The 15,018-nt window shown below is 64.8% G+C and carries 17 protein-coding genes and 1 pseudogene; 14 read left to right on the top strand and 4 right to left on the bottom strand.

Annotated features, from left to right (window positions below; all coding sequences use genetic code 11):
- The first annotated feature begins 132 nt into the window (after nucleotides 1-132).
- Together FGL98_RS08780 and FGL98_RS25355 are read left to right on the top strand one after the other, a co-directional pair.
- A complete protein-coding gene (locus FGL98_RS08780; protein WP_146316381.1) occupies nucleotides 133-441 on the top strand; it encodes a hypothetical protein in 309 nt (102 codons plus the stop codon).
- Between the two features lie 372 nt (nucleotides 442-813).
- Complete coding sequence (locus FGL98_RS25355) at nucleotides 814-1,017, top strand: hypothetical protein (RefSeq protein ID WP_222432082.1); 204 nt, start codon at nucleotides 814-816, stop codon at nucleotides 1,015-1,017.
- 13 nt (nucleotides 1,018-1,030) lie between these two features.
- Here the strand turns inward: FGL98_RS25355 and FGL98_RS26260 are convergent.
- Together FGL98_RS26260 and FGL98_RS08770 are read right to left on the bottom strand one after the other, a co-directional pair.
- A pseudogene (locus FGL98_RS26260) lies at nucleotides 1,031-1,180 on the bottom strand (GTP-binding protein); the annotation flags it as partial.
- A 185-nt stretch (nucleotides 1,181-1,365) separates the two neighbouring features.
- Nucleotides 1,366-2,001 (bottom strand): Type 1 glutamine amidotransferase-like domain-containing protein, encoded by a 636-nt coding sequence (locus tag FGL98_RS08770; protein WP_186526063.1) that lies wholly within the window; start codon nucleotides 1,999-2,001, stop codon nucleotides 1,366-1,368.
- A gap of 407 nt (nucleotides 2,002-2,408) precedes the next feature.
- On the opposite strand from FGL98_RS08770, the gene FGL98_RS08765 reads away from it, so the two are divergent.
- The 7 genes from FGL98_RS08765 (at nucleotide 2,409) to FGL98_RS08735 (ending at nucleotide 8,109) form a co-directional block, all read left to right on the top strand.
- Nucleotides 2,409-3,059 carry a cyclase family protein gene (locus FGL98_RS08765; protein ID WP_146316378.1) on the top strand — a complete coding sequence of 217 codons (651 nt, stop codon included), beginning with the start codon at nucleotides 2,409-2,411 and terminating at the stop codon, nucleotides 3,057-3,059.
- Between the two features lie 2 nt (nucleotides 3,060-3,061).
- Entirely contained in the window at nucleotides 3,062-3,499 is a 438-nt protein-coding gene (locus FGL98_RS08760; RefSeq protein ID WP_222432076.1) for a helix-turn-helix transcriptional regulator, read from the top strand.
- Between the two features lie 10 nt (nucleotides 3,500-3,509).
- On the top strand, nucleotides 3,510-3,920 hold the full coding sequence (locus tag FGL98_RS08755; RefSeq protein ID WP_146316376.1) for a VOC family protein: 411 nt from the start codon (nucleotides 3,510-3,512) through the stop codon (nucleotides 3,918-3,920).
- A gap of 35 nt (nucleotides 3,921-3,955) precedes the next feature.
- A complete protein-coding gene (locus FGL98_RS08750) occupies nucleotides 3,956-4,192 on the top strand; it encodes a hypothetical protein (RefSeq protein WP_146316375.1) in 237 nt (78 codons plus the stop codon).
- Nucleotides 4,193-4,252: 60 nt separating this feature from the next.
- Nucleotides 4,253-6,661 (top strand): ATP-binding cassette domain-containing protein, encoded by a 2,409-nt coding sequence (locus FGL98_RS08745; protein WP_146316374.1) that lies wholly within the window; start codon nucleotides 4,253-4,255, stop codon nucleotides 6,659-6,661.
- The gene (locus tag FGL98_RS08740; protein WP_146316373.1) at nucleotides 6,658-7,446 is read left to right on the top strand and encodes a 2-phosphosulfolactate phosphatase; all 789 of its coding nucleotides are present in this window, start codon (nucleotides 6,658-6,660) and stop codon (nucleotides 7,444-7,446) included. The genes FGL98_RS08745 and FGL98_RS08740 overlap by 4 nt, the downstream gene beginning before the upstream one ends.
- Before the next feature lie 186 nt (nucleotides 7,447-7,632).
- A complete protein-coding gene (locus tag FGL98_RS08735; protein ID WP_246136449.1) occupies nucleotides 7,633-8,109 on the top strand; it encodes an FBP domain-containing protein in 477 nt (158 codons plus the stop codon).
- Here FGL98_RS08735 and FGL98_RS08730 read toward each other — a convergent pair.
- On the bottom strand, nucleotides 8,106-8,447 hold the full coding sequence (locus FGL98_RS08730) for a DUF3817 domain-containing protein (protein WP_246136448.1): 342 nt from the start codon (nucleotides 8,445-8,447) through the stop codon (nucleotides 8,106-8,108). The genes FGL98_RS08735 and FGL98_RS08730 overlap by 4 nt on opposite strands.
- A 191-nt stretch (nucleotides 8,448-8,638) precedes the next feature.
- On the opposite strand from FGL98_RS08730, the gene FGL98_RS08725 reads away from it, so the two are divergent.
- From FGL98_RS08725 to FGL98_RS08705, 5 genes are all read left to right on the top strand, one after another.
- Complete coding sequence (locus FGL98_RS08725; protein ID WP_146316370.1) at nucleotides 8,639-9,574, top strand: GNAT family N-acetyltransferase; 936 nt, start codon at nucleotides 8,639-8,641, stop codon at nucleotides 9,572-9,574.
- 286 nt (nucleotides 9,575-9,860) lie between these two features.
- Nucleotides 9,861-10,955: a tyrosine-type recombinase/integrase gene (locus FGL98_RS08720; RefSeq protein ID WP_146316369.1), complete on the top strand. Its 1,095-nt coding sequence runs from the start codon at nucleotides 9,861-9,863 to the stop codon at nucleotides 10,953-10,955.
- Complete coding sequence (locus FGL98_RS08715; RefSeq protein WP_146316368.1) at nucleotides 10,955-11,290, top strand: helix-turn-helix domain-containing protein; 336 nt, start codon at nucleotides 10,955-10,957, stop codon at nucleotides 11,288-11,290. Before FGL98_RS08720 ends, FGL98_RS08715 begins: the two co-directional genes overlap by 1 nt.
- Nucleotides 11,291-11,675: 385 nt before the next feature.
- The gene (locus FGL98_RS08710; RefSeq protein WP_246136447.1) at nucleotides 11,676-12,785 is read left to right on the top strand and encodes a recombinase XerD; all 1,110 of its coding nucleotides are present in this window, start codon (nucleotides 11,676-11,678) and stop codon (nucleotides 12,783-12,785) included.
- A 1,042-nt stretch (nucleotides 12,786-13,827) separates the two neighbouring features.
- Nucleotides 13,828-14,316, top strand: coding sequence for a hypothetical protein (locus FGL98_RS08705; protein ID WP_146316367.1), 489 nt, complete (start codon nucleotides 13,828-13,830; stop codon nucleotides 14,314-14,316).
- A gap of 27 nt (nucleotides 14,317-14,343) precedes the next feature.
- Here FGL98_RS08705 and FGL98_RS08700 read toward each other — a convergent pair whose 3' ends face one another.
- The gene (locus FGL98_RS08700) at nucleotides 14,344-14,961 is read right to left on the bottom strand and encodes a PadR family transcriptional regulator (RefSeq protein WP_186526061.1); all 618 of its coding nucleotides are present in this window, start codon (nucleotides 14,959-14,961) and stop codon (nucleotides 14,344-14,346) included.
- Nucleotides 14,962-15,018 lie beyond the last annotated feature (57 nt).

The following is a 15,018-nucleotide window of genomic DNA, read 5'->3' as shown; positions in this document are numbered from 1 at the left end:
GCGGCCTCCTGCGTGGCGGTGAAGAACGCGGGAGCATGGAGCCGAGCTCGACATCGAGCCGGACTCGATGCCCGTTCCCACGGGTGCCGGTTCGACGCGAAGTCCGACGGTCACCAGGTAGGGGTTGTCTCTTTGCTGGATGCGCTCGACCGAAGCGCCGACGCCGGTGATCCGCTCGACGCAAACAGAGCGAGCCTCACTGAAGGTGGCCGCAATTGCGTACCGATCCAGCAGCAGCGCGGCCATGACCTCTTTCTGCACCTCGCCGTAGAGGCTGACTGCGATGTCACCGGTGCCCGCCTCGATGCGGAGCCGGATGAGCGGATCCTCATCCGCCAGCTCGGACAACGCGGTGAAGAGTTCACCTCGACGCGTTCCGCAGTGCTGATCATCGATTCGGCAGTGGGCGGCGGGAACGCGAAAGGCGGAGCATCCTCGTGAGGCCCCGAAACGGTCGCCGATGCGAGCTGAGGCCAGGCCGTCGACTCGCGCGATCTCACCCGCGGCAACCCATCGCGTCGAAACGAGCGTCCCGTCCTTACAGACGCGTAGGTCGGTCACCCTCTCCGGTGGGCGCTCGCCCAGGTCGAGCCGGTCACGTACGTGCAGTCGACCACGTTGCATCCGGATGAACACGTGGCGTCCCTGTCCGTCCCGATCGACCTTGAAGACACTGCCAGACGCTGGGCCATCCGCTGATGCGACCGGTGCTCGGATGCCGGTCATGGTCCGCAGTAGATCGGCCACTCCGGCTCCGGTCACGGCGGTCACGGCTGATCCGGCGAGGATTGGGGTGATGAGGCGAGCTGCAACGTGGTGCTGGAACGCCCGCTCGAGCTGCGAGCGCGGCGCCGGCGACCCGGCTGCCCAACGTTCGAGAAGGTCGTCGTCATGGGCGGCCAGTCGCTCGATGACCGACGCGTCGTCAAGGGGCACTGCTCGAACGGCCGCGTTGCGGCTCCCTTGCGCGGTGACGGTGGACAGGACGACCACCGACTCTCTCGGGCGGAGCCGTGAAGGTGGTGAGGGCGCGCTCGAGGTCCATGCTGCCGGTGCGAGTGGTCCCCGTATCGACACTTCCGAGGTGCTCAAGCGTGCCGGTGGCGAAAAGGAGTCGTTCGGTCAGGCTGGTCTTGCCGGCATCAACATGTGCCAGCACTCCCACGTTGAGTGTGCGCAATCGTCTTCCGATCCAGGAGTCGCTGAGGTGCAGTGAGGGCGGAAGTTGTTGCTCGCATGTCAACCTCACAGATCGGAAACGACGCAGGAAGTCTCGGGCGTAGAGATGGTTCGCGGAGAATGCGACTCATTTACAAGGCTTTAGCCGTGGATGTCGGTCTGCGGACCTGCCCGAGAGGTGCGTGATCAGCTTCGAATGCGTGAAGTTGATCCGTCGACGATGAGTGCCTGTCCATCCCGCAGAGCCCAGAACGGGCGCCGCTCGGTTTCGTAACGTGCCGCGACGGTAGCCAGGATCTCGGTCTCCGGATGGGCAGGGGAACAGAGGTGGGGCACCACCGGCCGATCGAGAACTGCCAGGCCGTCGAAGCGGACGTCGCCGTACACGGCGCGGCAGTCGCTGGGGGAATCGCACAGTTCCAACCCGGCCAGGCTGGGCGCCAAAACGCACGGACCGGCACTGAATCCGGCGTACACGAAGTCATCAGTGGCGAGCCCTTCGACAATGACGTCATCGAGACCCGAGCGCGCCATCGCCATGCGCAGGGTGAACACGTTGCCGCCCCTGACCCAGACGAAGTCGGGCTGCCCGAATACGTCCCGGATCTCAGAGGGGGTGAGATCGCGCAGGTCGAGATTCTCGGCGATGAGGCCGATCGATGCAAGATTGTCGATCTGTGTTTGCGTGTCCGCGATGCGGCGGGCATTGTCGAGACCGTCCAGCGCGTTCATCACGACCCAGCCGCGTCTCTCTCCGCGCACGAGTGCGGAGAACAACTCCGGATGGTTCCCCAACTGGTAGGAGGACAGGTAAAGCCGCACGCACCCAATCATGCCCCAGATTGCCCGAGGACGACCCGGCCGTTTGGCTGGCTCGATCGGACGGAGGTCTTCTTGCCGCGTGGTTAACGCCACTGGTTTGCGAGAAACGGATGGCTGATGGCATGACGGCCGCCACTGCCTCCCGCGGTTCTGGTCGGCGGAACCGTGGACCGCAGCTGAGACCCCGTCGCGGCGGCCGCGACTGGCGCGCGTGTCGTCGAGATCGCAGTTCTTCGCCTTAAAACAGGGTGGAAGGGCAGAGAATTGCGATCTCGTTGACGGGTAGAGTCCAAAATTGCGATCTCGACGGCCGGAGTCAGGCGAGGTCTCGAGGTGCAAGGTCTGGTCGACTGTTTAGTGCCTTGCCCGACCGGAGCCCAGCAGACAGAGTGCGGAATGATCTGGACATGCGCCTCGTCGACCTCAGCCACGTGATCGAAGATGGGATGATCACCTACCCCGGCCTACCTGGGCCGATGATCGAAGATCATCTCAGCTTCGAGCAGTCAACGACCGTGTATGCGGAAGGGACCGAGTTCGCGATCGGCCGCATCGACATGGTCGGCAACACCGGTACGTACCTGGACACGCCCGCTCACCGCTACCGCGACGGGCACGATCTGTCCGCGTTGCCCTTAGAACGCTGCGCGAACCTTCCAGCGGTGGTGCTGGACGTCGGGACCGGTCCGATCGGACCGGACGACCTCGACACAACGGCCGTGCGCGGCGCTGCGGTCCTGCTGCGCACGGGCTGGGATGGTCATTGGGGCACTGCCCGGTACGGCGACAGTGTCCACCCGCATTTGACCGGGCCCGGTGCCGCCGCCCTGGTCGACGGCGGGGCTGTTCTTGTCGGGATCGATTCGGTCAACATCGACGACACGACAGGTGGAGAACGGCCCGCACACACCACTCTGCTTGCCGCGCAAATCCCGGTCGTCGAACACCTCTGCGAGCTGCATCGCCTGCCGAGAACAGGTGCATCGTTCACCGCCGTACCGCCGGCCATCCGTGGCCTGGCGACCTTCTCAGTGCGCGCGTTCGCTGCTGTCCCGTGACCATGGGATCGTCCTCCTCTCAGCGCCTCGCCGATCTTGCGCGGCTGCGGCGAGTCCGAGACCGGATCGACCGGGAATACGCGCAGCCGCTGGATGTCGAGGAGCTCGCCAGGGGAGTGCACCTGTCGGCAGGGCACCTGAGTCGACAGTTCCGGGCCGCCTATGGTGAGTCGCCCTACGCCTACCTGATGACCCGGCGTATCGAGCGGGCGATGGCGCTGCTCCGCCGCGGCGAGCTGAGCGTGACCGAGGTGTGCTTCGCCGTCGGGTCCTCATCCTTGGGCACCTTCAGCACCCGCTTCACCGAGCTGGTCGGTATGCCGCCCAGCTCCTATCGGCGCGAGGCGGCACAGGCGCCGGACGGCGTGCCGCCATGCGTGGAGAAGCAGGTCACCAGACCGATCAGGAATCAAGAAGCGCCGGTCCTGCGGCACGACTAGCGTGACGGTCATGGACATCACCATTCACACGACCGCCCTTCCCCATGACGACCCCGACGCATCGTTGATCTTCTACCGGGACATCCTCGGATTCGAGGTCCGAAGCGACGTCGGCAGGGACAAGATGCGCTGGATCACCGTCGGGCCCGTAGGCCAGCCCGACATGTCCATCCTGCTGGCACCGCCCGCCATGGATCCCGGCATCACGGACGACGAGCGTCGAATGATCATGGAGATGATGGCCAAGGGCACGTTTGGCTGGATCCTCCTGGCAACTAAGGATCTTGACGGAACGTTCGAGAAGGTGCAGGCCAGCGACGCGGAGGTCGTGCAGGAGCCGACCGACCAGCCATACGGCATGCGCGACTGTGCCTTCCGTGATCCGGCCGGCAACCTGATCCGCATTCGGCAGGTGGACTGAAATTACGACGACACGACGACAGGAAGTGATATGAGATGAAGACGATGACGTGTGAACAGCTCGGTGGCCCCTGCGATCTGAGGCTGCAGGGAAAGAGTGCCAACGATGTCATCAAGGCGCAGGACCAACATCTGAAGGATATGGTCGCAAGCGGCGACGAGACACATCGGAATGCGCTGAAGTCGATGCAGGGCCGGTGGAAGAATCCCCTGGCCGGGATGGGGTGGTACCGCTCGGTCAAGCGCGACTTCGCGTCGCTGCCCGACGACTGAAAGACTGCCCGACGACTGAAAGACTGCGACAACCGAGTCCGCCGACTACCTGGAGCGCACATGACGAAGGCCGCCGCGAAGAGTGGACAAGCCCCCGATCCGCATGCGGCCGATGGTCACGACCTGATCCGTGTGCGTGGCGCGCGTGAGAACAATCTCAAGGACATTCGGCTCGAGCTCCCGAAGCGTCGGCTCACCGTGTTCACGGGGGTCTCCGGGTCGGGCAAGAGCTCGCTGGTGTTCGGCACGATCGCTGCCGAGTCCCAGCGGCTGATCAACGAGACCTACAGCGCCTTCCTGCAGGGGTTCATGCCGACGCTGTCCCGGCCGGAGGTGGACCTGCTCGACGGGCTCACGACTGCGATCGTCGTCGATCAGCAACGGATGGGCTCGGACCCTCGCTCCACGGTCGGCACCGCCACCGACACCGGGGCGATGCTGCGGATCCTGTTCAGCCGGCTGGCGCAGCCGCACATCGGCTCGCCTCAGGCCTTCTCGTTCAATGTCGCGTCCATCAGCGGTGCGGGCGCCGTCACGACAACGCGCGCAGGGCAGCAGGTGAAGGAGCGGCGCAGCTTCAGCGTCACCGGCGGGATGTGTCCACGGTGCGAGGGCCGCGGGTCAGTGTCCGACTTCGACCTGACCGCGCTCTATGACGACAACCTGTCGCTCAATGACGGTGCGCTGACCGTTCCGGGCTACAGCATGGACGGCTGGTACGGGCGAATCTTCAAGGGCTGTGGCTACTTCGACCCGGACAAGCCGATCCGCACGTTCACCAAGCGTGAGCTGAGCGACCTGCTCTACAAGAAGCCGACCAAGATCAAGGTCGACGGCATCAACCTGACCTATGAAGGGTTGATCCCCAAGATCCAGAAGTCGATGCTCTCGAAGGACCGGGAGGCGATGCAGCCGCACATCAGAGCGTTCGTCGACCGGGCGATCACCTTCGGCAGCTGCCCGGAGTGTCAGGGGACCCGGCTCACGGCGGAGGCGCGCTCTGCAAAGATCAACGGCGTGAGCATCGCCGACGCGTGTGCGATGCAGATCAGTGATCTGGCGGACTGGGTGCGTGACCTTGACGAGCCGGCCTTTCTGCCGTTGTTGAAGTCGCTGGGGGAGACGCTCGACTCATTCGTGAAGATCGGGCTGGGTTATCTATCGCTCAATCGGGGCTCGGGCACGCTGTCGGGCGGCGAGGCACAACGGGTGAAGATGATCGGTCATCTCGGCTCCTCCCTCACCGACGTCACCTATATCTTCGATGAGCCCACGATCGGCCTGCATCCACACGATATTCAACGGATGAACGAGCTATTGATCCGGCTGCGCGACAAGGGCAACACGGTGCTTGTGGTCGAGCACAAGCCGGAGGTGATGGCGATTGCCGATCATGTCGTCGACCTCGGCCCTGGCGCCGGGGTGCATGGCGGCAGCATCTGTTTTGAAGGCAGCATCGACGGGCTGCGCGCCAGCGACACCGTCACGGGTCGACACCTCGACGACCGTGCGCAGCTCAAGGATGCGGTGCGCGACCCGACCGGCACGATCGAGATCCGCAACGCGAATGCGCACAATCTGCAGGATGTCGACGTCGACATCCCACTCGGGCTGCTGGTCGTGGTGACTGGGGTTGCGGGCTCCGGCAAGAGCTCACTGATCGAGCAATCCGTCGCCGGACGGGATGGTGTGGTCTTGGTCGATCAGACTCCGATTCGCGGCTCCCGACGCAGCAACCCCGCGACATACACCGGCCTACTGGATGCGATCCGAAAGGCGTTTGCCAACGAGAATGGTGTCAAGCCGGCTCTGTTCAGTGCAAATTCGGAAGGCGCATGCCCAGGATGCAATGGCGCCGGGGTGATCTACACCGATCTGGGCATGATGGCAGGTGTCGCCAGCACCTGCCAGGAGTGCGAGGGCAGGCGGTATCAGGCCGCTGTTCTCGAGTACACCTTCGGCGGACGAAACATCGCCGACGTGCTCACGATGTCGGTGGACGAGGCGGCGGCGTTCTTCGCCGAGGGGGAGGGCAACCTGCCTGCAGCGCACAGGGTTCTCGTGCGGCTGGTGGACGTCGGACTGGGATATCTCACCGTAGGTCAGCCGCTGACCACCCTGTCCGGCGGTGAGCGTCAGCGGCTCAAGCTCGCCGCGCATCTGGGCGACAAGGGTGGCATCTACGTGCTCGACGAACCAACGGCCGGACTGCACCTCGCGGATATCGATCAGTTGCTCGGCCTGTTGGATCGGTTGGTGGACACTGGCAAGTCAGTGATCGTGATCGAACACCACCAGGCGGTCATGGCACGTGCGGACTGGATCATCGACCTCGGTCCTGGCGCCGGGCATGAGGGCGGCCGAGTCGTTTTCGAAGGAACCCCAGCCGATCTGGTAGCCGACCGGTCGACCCTGACGGGGCAGCACCTGGCGGACTACGTCCACATGAGCACCAGGGTCGGCCGGTGACCGATCCATTCGGGCAGGGCGACTACCAGCTGCGTCTCGATTGGGGCCCCATCGGCGCACAAGCAGTCCGGGCCGAGGTGGCCGTGGTGGTGGATGTCCTGAGCTTCTCCACGACCGTGTGCATTGCGGTCGAGCGCGGGACACGGGTCTATCCCTTCCGCTGGCACGACGGCAGAGCGCAGGCGTTCGCTGACGAGCACGGCGCGGTGCTTGCTGTCGGCCGGCTCGAGTCGGTGGTTGCGGGTGGTGCGAGGACGCCATCGTTGTCGCCGTCGGGTCTGCTGTCCCTTGCCCCCATGCCTGATCGCCTGGTGCTTCCGTCGCCAAACGGCTCAACGATCGCCGTCGTGCTGCAGCACGACGGTGCCCGCGTGGTCATCGGCAGTCTGCGGAACGCCGATGCCGTGGCGCACTGGCTGGCGCCTCAGCTCGGCCGTGATCGCTCGGTCGCGCTCATTGCCGCGGGGGAGCGATGGGGAGGTGACGGCTCGCTACGTCCGGCGCTCGAGGACCAGCTGGGCGCCGGCGCGATCCTCTCCGCCCTGGTTTCCGGTGGCCACGGCGATCGCATGAGTCCCGAGGCCCTGGCCGCTGTTGGGCTCTTCGAATCGGGCCGGGGGAGACTGCGGGAGTGGCTGAGGGACTGTGCTGGGGGCCGCGAGCTCTGCGCCCGTGGGTTCAGGTCCGACGTGGATGTCGCGGCCGAGCTGAACGCATCACAAACGGTCCCGGTGCTCGTCGATGGCGCATTCGTCGTAGTATCGGATGGTCAACCTGTCAGGTGAGGAGCAGCGCATGCATCAGGGCATCGCGGAATGTGGGGCGGCCCGTTGGGCCGACTTCGCGGGCTACGCATGCCCTCCTGCCCGCTGCGCCACCTGAACGGTCATCGACGTCGACGAGACGCGCGTTCGGGTCTGCGAGCTGTACCTCAACCTGATTGGAACGCTGTGATACCACTGTCGGAAAACATGATTCGTGACTCCTTCATCAACGCCACCCGCGGTCAGACGAAGCGGGCAGAGCTTCCCGACCTGTCCGCTCCGGACTGGTCGAGTCTCGATTACTTCGGCTGGCCTGATGCGCGGCGGCCGCTGCTCGCCTACGTTGCCATGGAGATCGACGACGAGCTCGTGTGCGTGCTGCTTCGCAAGCCCGAGTCGACGTCCCGGCGCCGCATCCTCTGCGCCTGGTGCCAGGATGTCCACGAAGGCGACTCCGCGACCTTCTACGTCGCACCCCGGGCCGGTGCGTCGGGTCGGCAGGGGAACACCATCGGCACGGTGATCTGCTCGGACTTTCGATGCTCCGCCAATGCGCGCCGAGCCCCGAAGATCACCGAGATGAACAGTACGGACGATGCGGAGCGTCAGTTCTGGATCAACCTGCGAGTCGCCGAGCTGCGTGATCGCTCAACGCGATTCATCCGCCAGCTGATGCGGGACTAGCGGTCGACTGATGCGTATTCCGGCGATGGCGTGGGGGACTCGGTCAGCAGTCCCCGTCGGTCGGCGAGGACCTCGAAGACGGCTGTGCAAAAGGGTGGGATGGCGGATAAGGCGGCCAGCACGAGTGTCTTGGCGCTCCACCGGAATCGATCACGGACGAACAGCACGGTGGCCAGGTAGCTGAGGAAGAGGATCCCGTGGATCATCCCGAAGATCTTCACGCCAGTCGGGTTGTCGGCCGGCCCGTACTTGATGTACATGGCGATCAGCAGGCACGCCCAGGACACCGCCTCGGCAAACGCGATGGTGCGGAATACGTTGCGGGGATCGAGTTTCACTTTGACCAGTCCTGTTGGGTTCGCGTCGTCGCGGTCGTGGGCGATCGGTGCTCCTGTGTCTACGACAAAATGTCGTAGACACAGGAGCACCATAACCCGGACGCCGTCCGTGCGCCGAATCCTGGGCTGACGGGGGCCGGGCCAGGTAAATTCAGTGGAGGGCTGCATCCCTGGCGTGATTGGGTACAACCATGGACGAGAGGCGCGACGGTTCAGTGCGGGAGATCAGCGCAACGGGGCATCAGACACAGGTGTTGGCGACGGAACTTCTGCAACGCGCACGTCGAGCCGACCCGACAGCCGGCCTCTGGGAAGCCGCCGACGTGCAGTGGTGGTCGCGGAGGCCGCGACGGTCTGACGAGGTCGAGAAGATCTTCTGGGTCGACGACCAGGGGCCCGTTGCCGGCATCCTGCTGACGAGCTGGGGCGAGGGCCCCTGGCAATGCGACCCGGTGGTCGTTCCGGGAGCCCGCGGCCCCGAGCTCGAGCGGGTGTGGCGCCGGGCCGTCGGGCAAGCTGCGAAGCATTCGTCCGGCGGGTTCGAGATACCGGTGCGCGATGACGATCAAGTCTGCTCCGCGCTGGCACAGCAGGCCGGTTTTGCTACCGGCGAGCACGACAGCACCGCCTGGATGGAAGCGGCCGACAGGCCGCCCCGGACGGCGCCCCCTGAGGGCTTCGTGGTCGTCGATCGCAGCCAGCGGCCGGACGCTCCGCATCCCATGCGCGATCGCAACGGTGACGGGGTGGCGCAGCGCCTGGACGAATGTTCGCTCTATGACCCGGCGCTGGACCTGGCTGTCGAGGCCGTGGACGGACGGATCGTCGGCTACTCGCTGTACTGGTTCGACCCCACGACGAAGGTGGGGCTTGTCGAGCCGGTCCGGGTCGAGGACGAGTTTCAACGTAAAGGTCTCGCCGGAACGATGCTGCGCGAAGGAGTCGAGCGCCTCACGGCACGTGGTGCCGAACGGGTGAAGGTCTCGTTCGGCTCCGAGGCAGCGGGCGCTGTATACAAGAGTGTTGGGTTCAGGCCGATGTCCACGGCCACCTGGTACGTGGCGCCTTCGACTCAACCGCAGTGCGGGATGCCTCCGCATTGGAACGCCGGTTTCGAGCCCTCGTAGCCCAGTTCCCTGAATCGCCGATAATCTACATTATGTCAAGTAAACCTCTGCGTATTTCATCTGATGAATCATCCTCTGGTTCGAGACGATTCGTCTGGATTCGTGGTTGCGTAGGCCTGTGACCTGCAGATATGCCTGCGTCGACGTGTCGTTGGCGTGGACTTGAGTTGACGTCGTGGCCCGGATGCGCGTGGATGTCGCGACACGCTGACCAGCATGTTTGCCAAGATGATGCGTCGGATGAATCATTAGTTCATCGGGTGAGACGCTTCTGAGGAGGCTGCGGGTGGCGGTTGATGAGGCTGGTCGGGTCCGTCTGGTTGGTGCGGTCCCGTTGCTGCATCCGGAGCAGCAGATCGTCGAGGAGATGCTCGCTGGGTGGCGTAATCAGCAGCTGTGCCGGAATCTGCAGTTCGCCACGATCGACCAGCGCACGAGGTACGTGCACCGGTTCATCGACCACACCGGCGAGTTCCCGTGGAACTGGACACCGGTGCACGTCGAGGAGTATTTCGGCGACCTGCGCTCGGTCAAGCATCTGAGTCATGCCACGCTGCGTGGCCAGCAGGCGGCGCTGCGTGCCTTCACCTCGTATGTCGCCAACCCGGACTATGGCTGGGATCGGGTGTGCGAGCGACAGTTCGGGACGCACCCGGCGCAAGTGTTCTTCGAGTGGAACACCGCCGCTCATGTGCAGGACAACGAGGGCCGTCCCCGTCGCCGTCCGTACAGCAAGCAGGAGTTGCAGACCCTGTTCGACCATGCCGATGACGAGGTCGCCCGAGTCGCCTCCTCTGGCCGTAAGGGCTGGCAGCAGGCCTACCGGGACGCCACCATGCTCAAGGTCGCCTATTCCTACGGGCTGCGGTTCAACGAGCTGCGCCATCTACAGACCGTGGACTTCGCGACCAACCCGCATGCTCGACAGTTCGGCGCCTTCGGGGTGTGCAAGGTGCGGTACGGCAAGGCGAGGCGCGGCTCCCCGCACAAACCGCGCAGTGTGCTGACGGTCTTCTCCTGGACGCCCGGCGTCATCCAGGACTGGGTCGCCAACGGCCGCGGCGAGCCAGGCACCCTCGACCTGTTCCCCAGCGAGCGAGGCGGCCTGGTCGGCGAGCCGACGCTGATCCGCCGGTTGCGGCGCTACATCGTTGACCTGGGCTTCCCGGACGGGCTGGACCTGCACTCGCTGCGCCGCTCGTATGCCACGCACCTGATCGAGGACGGATGGGATCCGACTTTCGTGCAAGACCAGATGGGCCACGAATACGCGTCGACGACAGGCATATACGAGTTCGTCAGCTCCGACTTCCGCAACGCGACATTGAGGGCCGCGCTTCAGCGGACCACCCAGGCTGCACTGGAAGGAGAACCAGGCTGATGAGACGTGAAGTGGACTACACATGGAGGCTTGCGGAGCTGATGGCCGCCCGCGGACTGCACAACACCACCGAGCTGATCCCCTTGCTGGCCGAGCGCGGGATCACCTTGTCCCGGCCGCAGGTATACCGCCTGGTCAACCAGCAGCCCGAGCGAGTCAACCTGAAGGTCATCGCGGCGATCTGTGACATCTTCGACTGCGGACCCCACGACCTGATCACCGTCACCGCGGCTGACGTCCGGGCCCGCAGGACGGGGACGGAGCCGAATAACGTGATCGGCCTGGACAAGGCAGCCCGACCCCGTCGCGCCCGCGTCACCGATGATGCCCGGTGAGCGTCCCGATGGGCTGACCACTCACAACACGGTTCGTGGTCGCCCTCGGGCCGACGGCTCGATTACCTGCTCCCGCTGTGGGCATGGAACCCCTCGGGCGCGGACGACGTGGCCCGAAGGGCGCATCTGCGGGCCGTGCTACACCCTCGCCACCCATACCTACGGGATCTGCCCCGGCTGCGGTCAAGACCGCCTATTACCAGGGCTGCCCGACTTCCCCGACGGCCCGACCTGCGGGGACTGCGCCGGCATCCCGACCAACTTCCACTGCCCCAGGTGCCATCACGAAGGGGCGTTCTACCGACAAGGCACCTGTGCCCGCTGCTGCCTACGCGACGATCTGGTCTCCCTCCTGCTGAGCGATCACACCATCGACCCCGTACCAATGAAGATCCTGATCGATGCACTGTGCTCCGCACAGCGCCCGGAGAGCATCCTGACCTGGAAGCGCTCCCCCAAGGTCCAACGCCTGCTCTCGTCCCTGGCCACCGGTGCCACCCCGATCACTCACGCCGGGTTGGACGCATACGACGGTGGCCGGGAGGTCGACCACCTGCGAGCCATCCTCGTCCAGACCGGCCTCCTACCGACCCGGGACCCCTACCTCGCCCACTTCGAACAATGGATCACCACCAAGACGTCCGGACTCTCGGACGAAATCAAGCGCCCAATAACGAAATTCGCTACCTGGCATCACCTACGCAACATTCGACGAATGGACGCCTCTGCCTCCACACTGCGTGGGCCTGTCCATAATGCCAAGCAAGAGATCACCCAAGCCATCGACTTCCTCACCTGGTTGAAGGAGGTGCACGGACGCACCGCTGGGACCTGCACCCAGCAGGACCTGACCGCCTGGCTCGCCGGCGGCCCCACGACACGGTGGCTGATTCGAGCATTCATCGTGTTCGCCCACAAGACCCGTATCAACACGACACTGGAGATCCACGCCAGGCCCACCCGGCACAGCCCGTGCCTGACTCAGGAGCAACGCCTCGCCTGGCTGCGGGAGCTTCTTGCCGACGACCGTGAAATGCTCTCCTACCGGGTCGCCGGCGCGCTGCTGCTGCTCTACGCCCAGCCACTGGTCAAGATCGCCGCGCTGCCCACTTCAACCATCGAAGCCGACGAGGCACACATGACCATCCTTCTCGGTCAGCATCCCGTGCCCGTGCTGGAACCCTTCGACGGGCTCCTACGTCAGCACCTCGCCCACCGATCGAATCTGCGAACCACCACCACGACGAGCCCGTGGCTGTTTCCAGGCCGCCGTGCGGGAACTCACCTGCATCCAGCAAGCATCATGAGCAGACTCCGTGATCTCGGCATCAACCTGCGTGGCGCTCGAAACCGGGCCCTGACCGATCTGGTCGTCGAGGTGCCGCCACCCGTGGTTGCTGACGCGCTCGGCTACACCCACCAGGCGGCACAGAGACACGCAGACGCCGAGGCCGCACCCTGGAGCCGGTACATCAGCGCCAAGATTCCACACTGACACCCCCTACACCGAAGCCCAGCTACGTCGCAGAACCTCGTGATTTCAACCAGATACGACCATCACTGATACGCAGCGGTGCCGGTAGTAAGCCAATCACTATCGCACCAGATGGATGATCGACTCGATCCCCCGGTTCTGGGCTGCGACGGACCGCTCGGTGCGAGCCTCCTCTTCGACGCGAAATTCGGCGATCCGACTGTGATCGGCCTCGGTGAGAGCGAGCCGGAGAGAATCAACGCAAAGATCTTGGCAGTAAGCAGGCGTTCCTGGCTGTTGTCGCCACGATTCGCCTGGTCCGCCACTGTCGACAGGGTCGAAACCGAGATGGTCAACGAGGCGAAGGATCGCCGTTCTGACGTCCAGCGGATCGCGTGCGACCGGGAGAGCAATTCACCCGGGTCGTCCCCGCCGGCACGCCGTTCTCAAGAAGGCTCTTGGCGAAGATGTTGTTGAACGCCTTGATCGCCGGGCGGCCGAGCTGCCATTCGCTCCCGCGACTCCAGCCTCATCACGTAGGTCGCACCCTGTGTGCCGCAGTTGCACGGATGGCGGTGAACTCGTCGCGCAGTTCGGCGGCGGCCGCGATGCGGTCCTTACCTGGGCTTCATCCGGCCACAACTTCGTGACCTGGCCGGGGCTGTTGACTACCTCGAAGAGGATCTCAGGTGCTGCTTCGATGTAAGTCTCGCGTTCGGTGGTTCCGGTTTACATCTCATCCGTGTGCAAGGATTGGTTGCGTTCCAGGCTGTGGGAAAGACTTCTTCATGTGCAACCATTAGTTGCGTCTGTACGGGTTTCGGAAGAGCTGGATTTCGCGCAGCCCGGCCGGCAGGTAGATGGCGATCCGTGCTGACACGATCGCTTCCGGCGCCCACCGCCGGCCGCCGCGGGACAGCTTCGCCTGCGCGCGGCACACCGTCGCGCCCGCATCGACGGCACCAGCGGTCCGGCTCGACGCGCCGAACAGCGTTACACCCTCAAAATCTGATGAGCCCGTCTAGGCTGAGCACAGCTGACGGTTGGTCGACGGAGGGGTTCGATGATGTCTCACCGGGGGTTTGCGTTCGTGGCCGCGACGACCGTCTTGGCCGCCGTCACGGCTGGCTGTTCGGCGGGGAATGATGCAACGCCGGCCGGGGCATCCTCGGGCGAGTCTGTTCAGTTCAGCTGTTGCACGGCAGCAGACATCTCGGCCGTGCGGCATCCGGGTGAGACGTTCAAGATGCACTGGATTCGTACGTCCTACCCCGTAAGTGCGGGCCACTCGCCTGCGTCGGTCGTACTGGGCGTCTCGTTGTCGGTCGGCTACCGGGATGTCGCCGCATTGAAGGCGGCCAACGGCGGCGCGCCCGGCGGTCGGGCGGCGGCGACGCCGATCCACACGTCGGACACTGCCGGTGCTGGTCCGGTCTCGACGGTCACCATTCCGTCGACGGCAACCAGTGGCTTCTATGACCTCACGACCACTGTCACCTCGGATGGCGGCAGGTCCAGCGGTGATCACATCATTCGGGTTGCAGCTCGCTGACCGTCGCAGTGGGCGAGGGTCAGTCCCCTACTCCCCTGGCGCGCGAGGGTGCGCCCGGGCGGCGAGCTCGGCGCGCAGGGCCTCCGTCGGCCAGTCACCCGGGTCTTTTGTCGAGCGCCACTGCTTGATCTGCGTGCGGGCCCACTGGCTCCAGTGCAGCACGCCCTCCTCCTGCTCGAGCTGGAGCTGCATGGCGAGGACGGACACATGCGCGCGTTTGGGGAACGGGGCCTCCGCTTCGAGCATCTCCCCCAGTTGCTTGATTCGGTCGATCGACTCGGCAGCGATTCCGTCGATGACGCTCTCCAGTTGGTGGATGCTTCCGGCGTCTGCGAAGAAAACCTTTGCCAGTGCCTCGAACTCGCAGGTGCGTGGTGCCGACGGCTCATTGATCCACAGCCGAAGCGCGCGCCGGCCGGCGCGGGTGATGCGGTACTCCCGTCGCGCCCGTCTGCCGGTGAACTCCTCGGTTGCCTCCGCGAGCCCGAGTTCGACCAGCAGCTTGGGTTCGTCGTAGAGGCGTCGCTCGGCGGTCGGCCAGAACCAGTGCAGGCTGCGCTGCACCTGCTGTGCCAGCTCATAGGTCGACCAGCTGCGCAGGTTGAGCAATCCCAGCAACGGGTAGGCGTTGCGAGTTTGTGGCACGGTCAGTATCCTTTCCTCATATACTGCAACATGCAGTATATGGCCCTGCGGCAGCAC

It is taken from the genome of Leekyejoonella antrihumi (assembly GCF_007845645.1).
GTDB classification, from domain to species: domain Bacteria; phylum Actinomycetota; class Actinomycetes; order Actinomycetales; family Dermatophilaceae; genus Leekyejoonella; species Leekyejoonella antrihumi.
Note: the sequence above shows the minus strand (reverse complement) of the source record. Positions and strands in the feature narration are given on the sequence as shown.